The organism is uncultured Enterococcus sp., assembly GCF_913775425.1.
In the GTDB taxonomy this organism is placed as follows: domain Bacteria; phylum Bacillota; class Bacilli; order Lactobacillales; family Enterococcaceae; genus Enterococcus_G.
Genome location: NZ_CAJYIS010000011.1, coordinates 102,191 through 119,203 on the forward strand (window position 1 = coordinate 102,191; position 17,013 = coordinate 119,203).

General features: G+C 38.2%; 11 protein-coding genes. All 11 read left to right on the forward strand.

The features are described from left to right. The first annotated feature begins 36 nt into the window (after positions 1-36). The 11 genes from QZ413_RS01280 to QZ413_RS01330 all read left to right on the forward strand — a co-directional run bounded on the left by QZ413_RS01280 (position 37) and on the right by QZ413_RS01330 (position 17,006). On the forward strand, positions 37-846 hold the full coding sequence (locus QZ413_RS01280) for an ABC transporter permease (RefSeq protein WP_297075385.1): 810 nt from the start codon (positions 37-39) through the stop codon (positions 844-846). A gap of 11 nt (positions 847-857) precedes the next feature. After that, positions 858-2,069 (forward strand): ABC transporter ATP-binding protein, encoded by a 1,212-nt coding sequence (locus tag QZ413_RS01285; protein WP_297075387.1) that lies wholly within the window; start codon positions 858-860, stop codon positions 2,067-2,069. Then, positions 2,066-5,308 (forward strand): glycosyltransferase, encoded by a 3,243-nt coding sequence (locus QZ413_RS01290; RefSeq protein ID WP_297075388.1) that lies wholly within the window; start codon positions 2,066-2,068, stop codon positions 5,306-5,308. The genes QZ413_RS01285 and QZ413_RS01290 overlap by 4 nt, the downstream gene beginning before the upstream one ends. A 13-nt stretch (positions 5,309-5,321) precedes the next feature. Continuing rightward, the gene (locus tag QZ413_RS01295; RefSeq protein ID WP_297075390.1) at positions 5,322-7,454 is read left to right on the forward strand and encodes a glycosyltransferase family 2 protein; all 2,133 of its coding nucleotides are present in this window, start codon (positions 5,322-5,324) and stop codon (positions 7,452-7,454) included. Positions 7,455-7,568: 114 nt separating this feature from the next. Continuing rightward, on the forward strand, positions 7,569-8,726 hold the full coding sequence (locus tag QZ413_RS01300; protein WP_297075393.1) for an LCP family protein: 1,158 nt from the start codon (positions 7,569-7,571) through the stop codon (positions 8,724-8,726). Between the two features lie 246 nt (positions 8,727-8,972). After that, positions 8,973-11,114 carry a penicillin-binding transpeptidase domain-containing protein gene (locus tag QZ413_RS01305; protein ID WP_297075398.1) on the forward strand — a complete coding sequence of 714 codons (2,142 nt, stop codon included), beginning with the start codon at positions 8,973-8,975 and terminating at the stop codon, positions 11,112-11,114. Positions 11,115-11,240: 126 nt separating this feature from the next. After that, on the forward strand, positions 11,241-11,534 hold the full coding sequence (locus QZ413_RS01310; RefSeq protein ID WP_297075400.1) for a hypothetical protein: 294 nt from the start codon (positions 11,241-11,243) through the stop codon (positions 11,532-11,534). A gap of 4 nt (positions 11,535-11,538) precedes the next feature. Continuing rightward, entirely contained in the window at positions 11,539-13,560 is a 2,022-nt protein-coding gene (locus QZ413_RS01315; protein ID WP_297075401.1) for a sodium:proton antiporter, read from the forward strand. Between the two features lie 96 nt (positions 13,561-13,656). After that, positions 13,657-15,534, forward strand: coding sequence for an ABC-F family ATP-binding cassette domain-containing protein (locus QZ413_RS01320; RefSeq protein WP_297075403.1), 1,878 nt, complete (start codon positions 13,657-13,659; stop codon positions 15,532-15,534). 16 nt (positions 15,535-15,550) lie between these two features. Then, complete coding sequence (locus QZ413_RS01325) at positions 15,551-16,498, forward strand: thymidylate synthase (RefSeq protein WP_297075407.1); 948 nt, start codon at positions 15,551-15,553, stop codon at positions 16,496-16,498. Between the two features lie 13 nt (positions 16,499-16,511). Continuing rightward, positions 16,512-17,006: a dihydrofolate reductase gene (locus tag QZ413_RS01330; RefSeq protein WP_297075409.1), complete on the forward strand. Its 495-nt coding sequence runs from the start codon at positions 16,512-16,514 to the stop codon at positions 17,004-17,006. Positions 17,007-17,013: the final 7 nt, after the last annotated feature.

A 17,013-nucleotide genomic window follows, 5' to 3' on the forward strand; every position in this document is an offset into this window, starting at 1 on the left:
TTAGAACTAAATTTAAATGATTTGGAAGGTATGTAAATGTTTAAAGAATTGTATTATTTTTGTAGAGATATTTATCGCAACAAAAAGTTATTGATCCAATTTTCTGTAAATGATTTTCGTTCTCGTTATGCAGGATCGCTACTAGGTATCTTTTGGGCGTTTGCCAATCCATTAGTGACTGTACTGACGTATTGGTTTGTATTTGATATTGGATTGAAAGCGCCATTAACGGATGGTAAATATCCTTTCATTTTATTCTTAATGACGGGGATCGTACCATGGTTTTATTTTTCAGATGTTTTAGGATCGGCTACGAATGTGTATCGAGAGTACAGCTATTTGGTTAAAAAGGTCGTATTCAATATTCGAATCTTGCCAACCGCTAAATTGCTATCCAATCTATATATGCACGGCTTTTTCGTTGCAGTTGCCTTGATTGCTTCTATTTTATTTGGTGTTTATCCGAATCTACATTTCTTGCAAATTTTCTATTACTTATTTGCGTTGATGTGTTTTTTAACTGGATTAACATGGTTTACGGCTTCGATTCAGCCATTCTTCCCAGATGTCAATCAATTTATTGCGATCATCATGCAAGCATTGATGTGGGGAACGCCAGTATTATGGAGTATCAATCAGTTTCCAAATCCAACGATCCAATTTATTTTGAAACTTAACCCACTTTTTTACGTGATACAAGGGTATCGTGACGCATTCTTTGGTGGCGCATGGTTTTGGCAAAATCCAACACTATCGATTTATTTCTGGGTAGTGACGTTTATCTTATTGATATTAGGAAGTACGATTTTTAGAAGATTGAAACCTCATTTTTCTGACGTACTGTAAGGAGACACAACATGAAAAAACGCGTAGTAGAAATTAATCATTTAACGAAAACTTATAATATGTATCCAAATCCGACAGCACGCTTGAAGGAAGCTTTACATCCAAAACGAAAAAGTTATCATGAGATCTTTTATGCGTTGAATGATGTAAATATTCATGTCAATCAAGGTGAAATGGTGGGATTTATTGGAGAAAATGGTTCAGGAAAATCGACCATTTTAAAAATTATCACAGGTGTATTGACTCCAACTGAAGGTGAAGTCAAAATCGAGGGCAATATTGCCGCTTTACTAGAATTGGGTTCTGGGTTTAATCCTGAGTATAGTGGATATGAGAATATTTTCTTAAACGGAATGGTTTTAGGGTATTCTCGTGATCAAATGCAAGAAAAAGTAGAAGATATTATCAATTTTGCAGATATTGGGGATCATTTATATCAACCAGTCAAAACTTATTCAAGTGGGATGTTTGTCCGTTTAGCTTTTGCGGTGGCCATCAATGTCGATCCAGATATCTTGATCGTCGATGAAGCATTAGCTGTAGGCGATTTGGAGTTCCAATTGAAATGTATGGAAAAATTTACTGAGTTTCGAAACCAAGGGAAAACGGTATTATTTGTTTCGCACGACGTCAATGCTGTTCGCCGTTTTTGTGACCGCGTGTATTGGTTAAAAAATGGAGTCGTTGAAGCAGAAGGCGAAACAATGGAGATCACGGAAGAATACGAAAACTTCTTGAAGAAAAAATCGATCAAAACGGTCGACCGAGAAAAAAGCACAGTTGAAGAACATTCTGCTTTAGATATTGTGGAAGTCAAATCGGCAGTATTGCTTGATGAAGATCAACAACCGATTGATTTAGTGACACAAGATAGTAAAGTATTTGTCAAAGTTGAGTATCAGGTAAACGATCCGTCGATCAAACACCCTGTATTAGGTGTGGCGATTCGTACAGTAAACAATCAATACGTTTGCGGGTTGAATACCTTACTTGATGAAACTGAGATTCCTTGGAAAAAAGGGTTGAACACGTTTTATATCGAATACCCTAAAATGGCTCTTTTAGGTGGGGAATATTATTTTGACGTGGCGATCTTTGAAGAAAATGCAACGGTCCCATTTGTATATAAAACCAAATACATTACCATGTTTATTACAGGAAAATACGTCGGTGAAGGGATTGTCGTATTAGATCATGAGTGGAAAGGATCGGTTCAGGAATGAAATATGATTTTGAAATGACGATCGATGAACAAAGTAGTGTGGGCAAAATTGTCGCACAAGTAAAAGATAAAAGTCGTGTATTAGAATTCGGTCCAGGGAATGGCCGGATGACCAATTATTTAACTACAGAAAAAGAATGTGACGTATCTATTGTAGAGTTCGATGAAGAACTCTACAATTTTGTTATGCAGTTTGCAAAAGATGGATTTTTAGGCAATATCGAAGAGTTTAAGTGGTTTGATTACTTCCAAGATCAAACATTCGATGCCATTATCTTTGCGGATGTTTTAGAACATCTAGTTGATCCTATTGCTGCATTAAATGCTGCTAAAAAGCTGCTAGCAAAAGATGGACAACTACTGATCAGTTTCCCAAATCTGGCACATAATTCACCATTGATCGGATTGTTTAACAACCAATTGGATTGGAACGAATTTGGGTTACTCGACCATACGCATAATACATTTTACACACAAACCGGTTTTGAAAAAGTCTTTGCATCACTTGATTTACATATTGCAATCGAAGATTTCACGTATTCTCAAGTCGGACAAAATGAAATTCAGACAACTTATGAAGATTTACCCGAAAAAATCCGCTATGCGTTTAAAATGAGACCGTTTGGTGAAGTGTACCAATATTTTTATGCACTAACGCTAACACCAGTCGCTCATCCAAAACGCGCAAATCCAATCAACTCTCATTTTATCCATCACGTACAATTGGCCTTTACGATTGCGGGGAAACAAGAAATCCATCCGTTACTTTATAATCAAGTAACACAAGAAAACCAAACGAGTACGCACCAAATCGATCCTAAAGTGGAACAGTTGAAAATCGTGCCATTTGAAGGCAATGGGATAATGGAGTTTACCGCGCAGATCGACGGAAAACGCATTCGACCAATTCAAACAAATGCCGTTTGGAAAACAGAACAAACCTATGTTTTTACAGGTATTGATGAAAATCCTTATTTTATTTTTGATGGCAATCAAATTGCAGGTCAAAACGTGACGCTTTATTTCAAGATGATCGATCAAAATAGCTTTTCTGAACTTGAAACACGTGTATTGGACTATGCACACCAACAAGAAAGCGTGATTGCGCGTTTAAATGAGACACACGCAAAAGAATTGTTAGCGCTAGAAACAGAAAAAGAAGAATTGATTGCAAAAACTGCAGCGTTATTTGATCAATCGACAATCAAGCAAGGTGTTGAAAAATGGCATCAAGAAGCATTGAAACAGTATCATTTATATGATGAAAGTCTATTTTCTGACATTAAGTTGATGGTAGAGACGATTGAAAATGATCCAGATCGAAATGTAGCTATTATTAAAGGCTGGGGCTATTCTGTTTCTGAGAAAGCGCCATTAACGTATCAAGTCCCACTATTTGAAGGGTTATTTTCACTAGTGACGCCGTTATATCGCAAAGATGTTAATGATATGTTTGATTTGCCTAAGGAAGTCAAATATGGATTTATGATCGAAATCGATCACAAACAAATTGATAAAGTAATTGGACTAGACGTGACGATCCCAGAAACAGGACAAAGTTATGCGTTGAAATTCCAAAAGCATAATTTGGACAATACACCATGGGCGAAAAAAGTGCGGTATGTTTTAGGCGCGATTCGCCAACAAGGATTGCGTAATGTGTTGCGTAATCGTAAAATGCGCTTAGATCAAGCAGATCAATACGAAAAATGGATCAAAGAACACGAGCAATACGATGTAAAAGCAGTCAAACAAGAAATTCAAACATTTGCTGTCAAACCGAAGATCTCATTAGTCGTACCGGTTTATAATGTCGAAGAAAAATGGTTGCGTGCATGTATTGATTCGTTGACGCAGCAATATTATGAAAACTGGGAATTATGTTTAGCAGACGATGCCTCACCAAAACCTGAAATCAAACCGTTGATTGAACGATATGTTGAATCAGATCCGCGGATCAAAGCGGTTTTCCGTGAGCAAAATGGACACATCTCAGAGGCAACGAATTCAGCGATTGGCTTGGCAACAGGTGAGTATGTTGGATTTATGGACAATGATGACGAACTTGCACCTCAAGCATTATATGAAGTGGTCAAAGCGATTAATGAAGATCACGATTATGAGTTTATTTATACGGATGAAGATAAATTAAATCTTTCAGGAAAACGGTTTGATCCGTTTTTTAAACCGAATTGGAATCAAACCTTGTTACTAGGCCATAACTATATTACCCATTTTGTTGTAGTGAAACGCACATTGCTTGATCAAGTTGGTGGTTTACGCAGTGAATTTAATGGTAGCCAAGATTATGATTTTGTATTACGAGCGACTCAGGCAGCGAAAAAAGTTCATCATATTCCGGTGATCTGCTATCATTGGCGTACAGTCGAAACGTCAGTTGCCTTTGATCCAAAGAGTAAAGAATATGCCTATATTGCCGGTCAAAGAGCAATTGAAGAAGCATTGAAGCAAAAAGAAATCGAAGCCAAAGTCACGATGACCAAACATTATGGTGCGTATAAAGTCGAGTATCTCTATGCGGAAGAACCGTTAGTGTCGATTGTAGCATTAGGTGAAAATCAGCGTGTGAGCTTGTGGGTGGAAGATATCTTAAAGCAAACTTACTATAGTAATATCGAGATTCTCGTTCCCAAAGCATTTCAACAAGCCTTCCCAACTAGTGATAAACGCGTTTCATTTGTTGAAGGCGATACGATCAACGAACGTGTGAGTCAAGCTAAAGGGGAGTATATCGTGTGTCTAAATGAACAGCTGACACCGTATCATCCAGAGTGGTTAAAAGAATTGATGAATCCTTTGAGACAAGAAAATGTTGGAGCAGTTGTAGGGAAAGTCATTTTAGCAGACGAAAAAGTCTTAAACGTAGGTGTTGGCTTGCGTAAACCTGCTGTTATTTTTGAGGATCAAGGAACGACAAAAGAATCGATCGGATATTATTTCCGTTCAGTGCTGCCAAGAGAAATCTATACAGCAACGATGGATGTTGTAGCAATGCGAAAATTAGACCTACTGGCACTTAAAGATACACCAGTAACTAATGATCCGACGCATACAGTAATTGGACCAGAAGTCTACCATCAATTAGGGAAAAAAGTTGTCTTTACCCCATATAGTCTTTTAGTATATATTGGCACAAAACCAGAAGAAACATACAAGATGGATTGGCAAGCATCGATGGATGACTTACACGATCCTTATCAAAATCCTCATGCATTATAGTAAGGAGTAAATCATGTCTGAAAATGAATTGATTGTCTATATTGATAGTATTCAACAAGATAAAAAACAAAATAGTTATTTGCTGACAGGTTGGGCATTGGATAAAGACCATAAAACGGTCCCAAGCATAAACGTGCGTTCATCCCATAAACGTGCTACCTGTACGATGCTTTCTCGTAGCGATGTGATCATGGCGCAAAAATTAAGCGGTGATATCAAAGCGGGTTTTCAATTAGAAATTGTGCAGCCTAAAAGTCCAATCGAACTAGAATTTACATCAGGCGAGCATGTACGTGTGGAAACAGTCGAATTGACTGGAGCATATCCAGCGATCCCAGGACGTGAAACGACGATGCAAAAGCAACTTGCAACGCTTAAAAAAGTCGTACGCTATTATCAAAAAAATGGATTGAAGGCCACATTGAATCGGTTGAAAAAACAACAAGTCAAATTACAAACAGAAGATTACGCAGCTTTTTTAAAAACTCATGAAAACTGGGATATCGAGGCCATTCAAGCAGAGATCGCATCATTTTCGTATCAACCAAAAATCAGTATTTTGATGCCAGTTTATAATGTCGAAGAAGAATGGTTAACCAAGTGTATTCAATCGGTACAAGGTCAATTTTATGAAAATTGGGAATTGTGCATGAGTGATGATGCCTCTAGCGATGTGAAGGTCAAACCGTTACTTGAAAAATTTGTCGCACAAGATCCACGCATTAGAGTAGTCTATCGCAAAGAAAATGGACATATCTCTAAAGCGACGAACTCAGCATTAGAAATTGCCACTGGTGAGTTTTGTGCCTTATTGGATAATGATGATGAACTTGCACCGATCGCCTTATATGAAGTTGTCAAACGATTAAACGAACAGCCAGATCTCGATTTGATTTATAGTGATGAAGATAAAATCGACATGCAAGGCAATCGATTCGATCCAGCTTTTAAACCAGATTACTCACCTGATTTATTATTGGGTACAAACTATATTTCTCATTTAGGGGTGTACCGTACTGAAATTTTACGTCACATCAAAGGGTTTCGTGTGGGATATGAAGGGTCACAAGATTACGATCTAGTGTTACGTTTTGTGGAGCAAACAACTCCTGAAAAGATCGCACATATACCCAAAATTTTATATTACTGGCGGATTTTACCGACCTCGACTGCGGCGGATCAATCGACGAAAGGGTATGCGTTTGACGCTGGTTTAAAAGCCGTGCAAGATGCTTTGATTCGTCGAAAGATTAAAGGGACAGCGACCCATGCTGCAGGTAATGGATTGTTCGATGTCCATTATGAGATTTTAGAAGAATCTTTAGTCAGTGTGATTATTCCCACAAAAAATGGCTATGAAGATATGAAGCGTTGTTTGGAATCGATCGTGGCAAAGACCAATTATCCAAACTATGAGCTCGTCGTAGCAGATAATGGTAGTGATGATCCACGCATGAAGACACTTTATGAGGAATATCAGACCGTATTAAAAGACCGATTTACAGTTGTTGATCTACCGATTCCTTTTAATTATTCTCGGATCAATAATTTAGCAGCTAAAGAAGCTAAAGGAAAATATCTGTTGTTTTTAAATAACGATACCGAAGTAATCACGGAAAATTGGATGAGTAAAATGGTCTCGTTTGCGCAATTTGAACGAATTGGTTGTGTCGGAGCGAAATTGTATTACCCAAACCATACGATCCAACATGCTGGAGTCGTATTGGGAATGGGAGGCGCTGCAGGGCATCCACATCATACTTACCCGCGTGGCGACTTTGGTTATTTCGGTAAATTAGAAATCAACGTTAATTACTCTGCTGTTACAGCGGCGTGTTTAATGATTCGTGCGCAAGATTTTGCTACGTTAAATGGATTCAATGAAGAGTTAACCGTAGCCTTTAATGATGTCGATCTTTGTCTAAGAGAGCAAGCGCTTGGTCGCAATAATCTTTTCGTGCATGAAGTAGAGCTGTTCCATTTTGAATCACAATCTCGCGGATATGAAAATACCCCAGAAAAGCAAGCACGATTTGAAAAAGAGACTGCCTATATGTATGAAAAATGGGGCGATCTGATTGAAAACGATCCTTTTTATAATCCGAATTTGACGCGTACAGGTGGGAATTTTGCTTTACGTCAATAAATTATTACAAAAAGATTAAATTAAATTGAATTTTCATTTTGCGATTGCAGTCTGTTTTGTCTTATGGCAAAATCAAAAGTGGACATTTAAAGTAGACTAGAACAGGGGTGCAAAATGAAACCATATCAAAAGATTGCCGTATCCGTTTTAGGTGTATTGATTGCACTAGTAACGATCGGTACTGTATACGCCGCAAATTTGTATGGAGCAGCAAGCGATACATTTAATCGAATCAGTAAAACAGCGCCATCACGTAAATCAGATTTACGCGATAGCTCAGTAGATATTTCAAAAAGTGAACCTTTCTCAATTATTTTGATGGGAATCGATACCGGTGCTTTAGGCCGTACTGAACAAGGCCGTTCGGATAGTATGATGGTCGTTACGGTCAATCCACAAAAAAAACAATCGACGATCGTCAGTTTAGACCGTGATATTTTGACGAATATCGTCGGCTATGAACCATACGATACACCATATTTTGATAAATTGAATCATGCATATGCATATGGTAGTGTCGATATGGCGATGGATACAGTAGAACAATTATTGGATATTCCGCTAGATCACTATGTATCGATCAACATGCAAGGATTGAGTGATTTGATTGATGCAGTTGGTGGGATTACGGTCGAAAATAAAATCGATTTTACCTTAGATGGTGTACATGTACCCGTTGGAAAAATCAAATTAAATGGTGAAACGGGTCTGGCTTATGCCCGGATGCGTCATGAAGATCCAGAAGGCGATATCGGACGTCAACGTCGTCAACGTGAAGTCGTAACCAAAATTTTAGAAAAAGTTATCAGCATGGATAGCATAAATAAATACAAAAAAATCCTTGCTGCAGTAGAAAAAAATATGTTGACCGATTTGACTTGGGATGAGATGTTAGCGATTGGGAAAAATTACATGCCAGCATTTGACAAGATTCGTTCAGGGCAATTGCAAGGTGAAAGTGAAACCATCAACGAAACATATTATCAAGTGTTGGGTGTAGATGAGTTGTTAAAAGTCCAAAATGAATTAAAACAACAGCTAAACCTACCAACGCATGAGCAGTTGATCATTGATGAAGATTATTACTATTCAGAAAATGGCTTTATCGGAAATCAATTTTATGACGATACAGATTACACCAAAACGGATACTGCTAAATATACATTTGGTGAAACACTATTTAGTAAAAAATCAGATGCGGCTAATCCAAGCACGCAAAAGAGTGAAGAGGAAACAGTATCTACACAAGAGACAACTCAATACGGTGAATAGGCAAAAGGCAGTTGATATAATCAGCTGCCTTTTCCACATGTTATTTTCGTGTTAAAATGTTTCACGGAATTTCTAAACATGAAAGCTTATTTCAAAAGTGTTTTTAAAATAATGAATGTCATTCGTGAAACATTGCAAGCAGATTTAGAAAAAATTGAAAGTTTTTAAAATATATCAGGTTTTTTGTACGAATGTCTTTTTTTTTGATAAAATAAGGTGAATGGTCTTCTAGGAAGGATTGAAAGAATGAGAAGAAAAGATTTTTTGTCAAAGCACACATGGAAAACAAAATTAAATGACGCCAAGAAAGGGCAAGAAAATAAACGAGGACATATTCCATTTCGATTGAATTTTTTATTTTTGATTATTTTTGTGCTATTTGTGGCGCTGATTTTACGTCTAGGAAATCTACAAATCGTCAATAGTGACAAGTGGGAAAAAGAGATCAAATCCGCCACTGTTACTACTGTCAAACAAAGTACTCCGCGTGGGTCGATCTATGACGCGACTGGAAAAGTTTTGGCGACCAATCAAGCCAATGCGGCGATTACGTTTACTCGCACAAATGATATGAGTGCGACTGACATGTTGGATCTAGCAAAAGAGCTAAACCAATTGATCGATATGCCAGTAGATGAAAACTTGAGCCAGCGGGATTTAAAAGACTATTATTTAGCAGATAAAAAACACTTAGAAGCAGCACAAAAAAAATTATCTGCTAAAGATCAGTTAAAATCAAGTGGTGATCAATATCAGTTAATGATCGATCAAATCAAAGACGATCAGTTGAATTTTGATGACAATGAGTTAAAAATTGCCACTATTTTCACGCGTTTAAACAGCGGACAAAACTTGAAACCTGTTTTTGTGAAGAATGAAGATGTTAGCAATGAAGAGTTAGCCATTGTAGCAGAGAATGCGTCGAAATTACCAGGTATTTCAACAGGGACAGATTGGAGTCGTGAAGTCATTACGGCAAGTAATCCGATTGCAAGTATTATTGGGCGTGTGTCGACATCAAAACAAGGATTACCTTCAGAAGAAGCTGAAGAATACTTGAAAAAAGGTTATTTTTCAAATGACCGTGTTGGAACGAGTTTCTTAGAAAAGCAATACGAAAGTGAGTTACAAGGAAAGAAATCTGAATATGAAGTAACCATTGACAATAATGGGACGATTTCAAGTACGAAAGAATTATCCGCAGGTTCTAAAGGGGACAATTTAAAACTAACGATTGATGAAGCGTTCCAAGACAAATTTGATACGATCGTCAAAAATGGTTACCAACAATTGATTGATTCAGGTGATGCTGAATTTTCAAATGGTATTTATGCGGTAGCGATGAATCCTAAAACAGGAGCGATTTTAGGCGTGTCTGGATATTATCACGAAGAAGGCTCTTCTGAGATCCAAGACGATGCGATTGGTACGTTCGTTGGACGTCAGTTTGAACCAGGTTCTGCAATCAAAGCAGCAACGATTACGACTGGATTTGATCATGGCGTCATTACACCTGAAAGCAATACTTTATACGATCAACCGATCTATTTAGCCGGATCTCCAGCTAAAGCGTCAGTATTTAACCCGTATGGTTCAAATAACCGTTATATCGATGCCGCTCAAGCGTTAGAGATTTCATCAAACTCGTATATGATGCAAATTGCTTTACGTTTATTAGGGATCGACTACAAAGGAGGCACTTTGCAAATTCCAGGGTTAGCCGATCAAAAAACAGCATATGAAGAATTACGTGCAGGATTTGCGCAATATGGATTAGGTGTGAAAACAGGAGTCGATATGCCTGAAGAGGCTGTAGGTGGCCAAGTTGCTTACAATGAATTATCCGATGCGAATTTTGATGGCGGGAAAGTCCTCGATTTAGCATTTGGACAGTTTGATACGTATACACCGATTCAACTCGCTCAATATGTATCCGCGATCGCCAATGGTGGTGAGCGTGTGGCGCCACACTTTGTTGAGGGAATCTATGGAAACAATGAAAATGGTGATCTTGGTGAAGTCAAACAAGCAATCGAAACCAAAGTCTTAAACAAAATTGAGATCACGCCAGAAGAAATGGCAATTATCCAACAAGGGATGCACGATGTTGTTCATGGAAATGATCCGTTTACAACTGCTCGTCCTTTGGCGAGTGCAAAGATGGATCTTTCCGCAAAAACTGGTACAGCTGAAGCATATGCATATAAAGATGGACAAGAAATTCCAGTAAATAATTTAAATGCGGTTGTTTATGGACCAACAGAAGATCCAGAAATCGCTGTGGCGATCATGATTCCAAGAATCAAACAAACGAACCATACGTATCCAAACCTTTCGATTACAAAAGACATCATGGATGCTTATTATGACATGTATTTAGCGAAATAAAAAAGATAGATCAGAATTGGACAAACAATCCGTTCTGATCTATTATTATAGTGTTGCAATTTCACAAAAAGAGAGTATACTTTTGTATTTGTTAGAACTTGAATCGGATATAAGGAGTAAACGCAAATGACAACGGAATTTGAAGTGAAAATGAAACAACTACATGAAAAATATGGGAATCTCACGTTGGAAGAACGCAAGGCGATGCGTGAATGTCTACGTAAACGTTATCCGTTGACATTTAGACGTACAGAGTCACTCAAACATGATATTGTTCGTTTAGAAGCAAAACGCACACAGTTAGAATTAGACGGCAAGCATGAGACAGATCTATCTGAAGTGGAAAAGAAAGTCTTGGAGAAAAAAGAAGCTTTCTTAAAATTATTGGTCGAGGTAAAGAAAAAAGAAGAACGGAGATGATGCTATGGAAATTATCGAGCTACTCGTCATTGTAGCCATAGCCATCACTTTCTCAAATATTTTTAGTAAAGTGGTACCCACTGTGCCAGTTTTTTTAGCACAGATCTTTTTAGGAATTCTTTTGGGGATGACAAAGTATGCATCCGATATTGCGTTTGAACCTGAAATCTTTTTGATTATGATCATTGCCCCTTTGCTATTTAGAGAAGGTGAAGCTGCGGATGTACCAGAAGTATTAAAGAATTTTTCAATTATTTTATTTTTAGCCTTTGGATTAGTGATCGGAACGTTAGTCATTATCGGATTAACACTGAAGACTTTGCTTCCGTCAATTCCTCTTGCGGCGTGTTTTGCCTTTGGTGCGGCATTAGGACCAACCGATGCCGTGGCTGTAGGCTCTCTAGCCAAACGATTAAAAATCCCACCACGTGTTTTGCATATTTTAGAAGGAGAAGGATTGCTAAATGATGCTTCCGGGGTAACTGCCTTTCAATTTGCGGTAGCTGCGCTGATCACCGGCTCATTTTCTTTGATCAATGCCTCTTTGAGCTTAGTCCTTTCTAGTATTGGTGGAGCTGTAGCAGGTTTTGTTGTGGTTTGGATTAAAAATCGTATCATTAAATTGATTGAGCGGATCTCAGCACAAGATGTGATCGTGTATCTTTTGATCGAGTTACTCTTGCCCTTTGTGGCCTATTTACTAGCTGAAATGTTTCATGCTTCAGGAATTATCGCAGCGGTAGTTGCTGGAGTGCTACAATCGATGGGCTATCGAAAAGTAACGTTATTCGAAGCTGAATTAGCAAATATTTCAGATAGTACATGGAAAACAATCAGTTTTACATTAAATTCATTGGTGTTTTTATTCTTAGGGATTGAACTATCACAAGTGTTTTCACCGATTTGGAAAAGTCAAGAATATGCAAATATGCACTTAGTATTTGTAATTTTAGTTATTGCAATCGTCTTGATTTTGATCCGTTTGATTGGGATCTCGCTATTTTTTGGATTTACAAAAGGGTTTACGCACTTAAAAGGGAAGTTTCGTGAAATTTTAATGTTAACTTTTGGTGGCGTTAAAGGAACTGTCAGTTTAGCCACGATCTTTATTTTGCCGGTCTCCATCAATGGATTGGATTTTGATCAGCGGCCCTTATTGCTCTTTTTAACGGCTTGTGTGATTATGGTCTCTTTAGTGGGTGGAATGATTGCTTTGCCATTACTTTCAGATGGAGAAGCGGAAAAGCCGATTGATCCAAATGAAGTCGCCATTTTAAGTGAAGTAATCGAAAACTTACATCAAGATATTGAACAAGCTGATCTAGAAGAGACCGACATCATTGCGATCGAAGCCGTGATTGATCATTACCATTCACGTGTTTGGGAATTGTATACCGAATCGATGACGGAATCAGAGCAACAAGAAGTTCAGGAGATTCAAGCCTTGATTTTAGCAATCGAGCAAGAAGGACTAGAAGAGTCATATCGTAAAGGTGAAATTTCGATGAATGGATACCGCTTGTATTCTCGTTTTCTAAAACGTTATGAAACTTCATTTAAACGCCAAGTCTTTTCATTTTTTAGTTTTAGTTTAGTCTTCTGGCGGCGGATGTTTCGGATTGTACTTCATCCAAAACGCTTTTGGCAAAGTACCAGAGCAGATACACGCTTAGAGATCATCCAAAGAGATGTATTGGATGTTCGAAAGGTCTTCTTACAAAATAATGAATTGGTTTTACAAAGTTTATCGACTTTAGAAGATATTTTTGAGCCAACGATCGTTCAGTATTATTTGCGTCGTCGTGAAGATATGAAAAAGCAAATCCAACATGTACACTTACCTTTTTCGTTTACCGTTCAGCAAGAACCAGCTTATGCGAAAGAGATTTTACGTGGGTATTATTTAGAGCGTAAGATCATCGATGAGTATGAAGGGTCTGATAAAATCACGCTGTTTTCGGCAAACGAATACCGTCAAAAAGTGAATTTATTAGAATCGTATGCCTTGCAACAGGTTAAGGATTAAGTTGAACTTCTAGATCGTTTTACGATCTAGAAGTTTTTTTAGATTGTTGTTACAAACTATGTTAAAATAGGCAAGATGAAAAAAAGGAGTGGTCCGATGAAAGAATTAAAAGTCGTCCAATTACATAAAACATATGGTGAAAAAACGATCTTTGATCAAATATCCTTTTTGATCCATGAAAAAGATCGGATCGGCTTGATTGGGATCAATGGTACGGGAAAATCGAGTCTATTGAAAATTCTAGCAGGGATTGACCGCGGAGATGGTGATCAGCAAACAGTCTTTTATCCAAGTGACTACCAAATCGGTTACTTGGCTCAAGAACCTGATCTTGATGAAACACAAACGATTTTAGAAGCCGTATTTCAAGCAGATACGCCGCAGTTAAATGCTGTACGAATCTACGAACAAGCACTTACGCGACTTAGTGAAAATGGGGTAGACGAAGTTGCGCAACAACAATATGCAAAAGCCGAGCAACGAATGAATGAATTAGATGCGTGGACAATCGATGCACAAGCAAAAAGCATTCTCCAGCAAGTAGGACTTTCAGATCTAACGCAGACGATTGCCAGTCTTTCTGGAGGACAAAAAAAACGTGTCGGATTGGCACAAGTCTTAATCACTGCTCCTGATCTATTGTTATTAGACGAACCAACAAACCATCTAGATTATGAAGCGATTAGCTGGTTAGAAGGATATCTAGCACAGTATAAAGGGGCGTTGCTTGTTGTGACACATGATCGCTACTTTTTAGATCGAGTCGTCAATCGCATGTTTGAATTGTCTAATGGCGAACTGACCGAATACAAAGGCAACTATGAAAACTATTTGGTGGAACGAGCTGAACGCGACCGTATCGATCAGGAACAAGAAAGTAAACGCGCACAGCTTTATAAACAAGAATTGGCTTGGATGCGTGCAGGTGCAAAAGCACGTACGACCAAACAACAAGCGCGTATCAAACGCTTTGATGAATTAAAAGGTTCACTCAAACAAGGGACACAAGAAGAAGCAATTGAACTGGATTTTGATACAACACGTTTAGGTAAAAAAGTCATTGAGTTAAAAGAGGTATCGTATCAAATCGAGCACCAACCAATTTTAGATCGATTTTCTTTACTTGTACAAGCGCGTGAACGCTTAGGGATCACGGGTGAAAACGGTGCGGGCAAGTCGACCTTACTCAATCTGATCAGTGGATACTTGACACCGCAACAAGGAACGATCAGTATCGGAGAAACGGTTAGACTGGCGTATTATACGCAACAGACCGAAGCAATCGATCCTGAAAAACGGATGATCACCTACCTACAAGAAGTAGCAGAAGAAGTACAACGTTCAGATGGCACGACGATCAGTGTGACCGAACTGTTGGAACGCTTTTTATTTCCACGTCACACACACGGTAGCAAAATCGCTAAATTATCAGGTGGTGAACGTCGCCGTTTGTATTTATTAAAATTATTGATTGAACAACCAAATGTTTTACTGCTTGATGAGCCAACAAATGATCTAGATATTGCCACGCTAACGATTTTAGAAGACTACTTACAAACTTTCCCTGGTGCGGTCTTAACTGTTTCACATGACCGTTATTTTTTAGATAAGGTAGCAGAAAAATTAGTCATCTTTAACGGTCAAGCAAATATTGATACTTATTTTGGTACGATCGAAGAGTATCTTGCACAAAAAAAGACAGATACGAATGAACCAGTGAAAGAAGTCAAAGCGGTCGCTACGCCTGTAACGAAAGAAAAGACCAAATTAAGTTATCTGGAACAAAAAGAATGGGAAGTAATTGAAGATGAGATCGCAACGATTGAGGATAAGCTTGTGACGTTAAATGAAGAGATGTTGCATCAAGGATCGGATTTTACTGCATTGCAAATGTTACAAAAACAAATCGATGAACAAAATGAACAACTAGAAGAACGCTACGCACGTTGGGAGTATTTGAGTCAATTTGTTTAATCAAGGAGGAACAATGATGGAGGCAGCTTATTTAGCGCTAGGACAAAAAATTTTAGAAGAAGGAAACGTAAAATCTGATCGAACGGGTACAGGAACAAAAAGTGTATTTGGGTATCAAATGCGTTTTGATCTGACAAAGGGTTTTCCACTATTGACGACCAAGCGCGTACCGTTTGGTTTAATCAAAAGTGAATTGTTATGGTTTTTAAAAGGGGATACCAATATCCGTTATTTATTAGAGCACAACAATCATATTTGGGATGAATGGGCATTTAAAAAGTATGTTGAAAGTGAAGACTATACTGGCGTCGATATGACCGATTTTGGGCGCCGCTGTCTCGTCGATGAAGCATTTAACGCACAATATCAGAAAGAATTGCAGCTATTTTGCACACGAATTCTAGAAGATGAAGCATTTGCAGCGAAATTTGGTGATTTAGGGAAAGTTTATGGCTATCAATGGCGTCATTGGCAGACGAGTCGTAATGAGACGATCGATCAAATCAAAGACGTGATCGACATGATCAAAACGACACCAGACTCTAGACGCTTGATTGTTTCTGCTTGGAATCCAGAAGATATCCCAACGATGGCTTTACCTCCATGTCATACGATGTTTCAATTTTATGTTCACGAGAATAAATTAAGTTGTCAGTTATACCAACGTAGCGGAGATGTCTTCTTAGGAATTCCTTTTAATATCGCTAGTTATGCTTTGTTGACGCACTTGATCGCGCGTGAAACGGGTCTAGAAGTCGGAGAATTTATCCATACGATTGGGGATGCCCACTTGTATAGTAATCATTTAGAACAAATGCAAATGCAATTGTCACGTGAAATCAAAGCATTCCCCAAACTTAGCATCAATGAAGAGGTCTCTTCGATTTTTGATTTGGATGTTCAAGATATTACAGTAGAAGGGTATGATCCACACCCAGCGATTAAAGCACCGATTGCGGTATAAAGGAGAGAGAAAGATGTTAATTGCACTATGGGCACAAGATGAAAATGGCGTGATTGGTAAAGAAGGGAAACTTCCGTGGTCACTGCCAAATGATATGAAGTTTTTTAAAGAGCAAACGACGGGGCATGCGATCATTATGGGGCGCAAAACGTTTGAAGGGATGGGCGAGCGCGCTTTGCCAAATCGGGTCAATATTGTCTTGACGACAGATCCGCATTACCAAGCAAAAGACGTACTGGTTTTCCATACACCTGCAGAAATTTTAGACTATATGGAAAACCATCAAGAGACCTACTATTTAATCGGTGGTACAGGTATTTTTCGTTCGATGTTACCTTACTGTACGCATCTTTATCGTACTATGATCCATGCAACGTTTACAGGTGATGTGTTGTTCCCAAGAGATTGTGTCAATATGGACGATTGGCAATTGACGAAGACGATCCCTGGGATTGTGGATGAACAAAACCATTACGCGCATACATTTGAATTATTTGAAAAAAAATAACAATAAC

Bases quoted from the DNA above. Each gene is read 5' to 3' on its own strand.
- QZ413_RS01290 (WP_297075388.1), top strand. From the start codon at position 2,066: ATGAAATATGATTTTGAAATGACGATCGATGAACAAAGTAGTGTGGGC.
- QZ413_RS01300 (WP_297075393.1), top strand. From the start codon at position 7,569: ATGAAACCATATCAAAAGATTGCCGTATCCGTTTTAGGTGTATTGATT.
- QZ413_RS01310 (WP_297075400.1), top strand. From the start codon at position 11,241: ATGACAACGGAATTTGAAGTGAAAATGAAACAACTACATGAAAAATAT.
- QZ413_RS01285 (WP_297075387.1), top strand. From the start codon at position 858: ATGAAAAAACGCGTAGTAGAAATTAATCATTTAACGAAAACTTATAAT.
- QZ413_RS01295 (WP_297075390.1), top strand. From the start codon at position 5,322: ATGTCTGAAAATGAATTGATTGTCTATATTGATAGTATTCAACAAGAT.
- QZ413_RS01325 (WP_297075407.1), top strand. From the start codon at position 15,551: ATGGAGGCAGCTTATTTAGCGCTAGGACAAAAAATTTTAGAAGAAGGA.
- QZ413_RS01280 (WP_297075385.1), top strand. From the start codon at position 37: ATGTTTAAAGAATTGTATTATTTTTGTAGAGATATTTATCGCAACAAA.
- QZ413_RS01330 (WP_297075409.1), top strand. From the start codon at position 16,512: ATGTTAATTGCACTATGGGCACAAGATGAAAATGGCGTGATTGGTAAA.
- QZ413_RS01315 (WP_297075401.1), top strand. From the start codon at position 11,539: ATGGAAATTATCGAGCTACTCGTCATTGTAGCCATAGCCATCACTTTC.
- QZ413_RS01320 (WP_297075403.1), top strand. From the start codon at position 13,657: ATGAAAGAATTAAAAGTCGTCCAATTACATAAAACATATGGTGAAAAA.
- QZ413_RS01305 (WP_297075398.1), top strand. From the start codon at position 8,973: ATGAGAAGAAAAGATTTTTTGTCAAAGCACACATGGAAAACAAAATTA.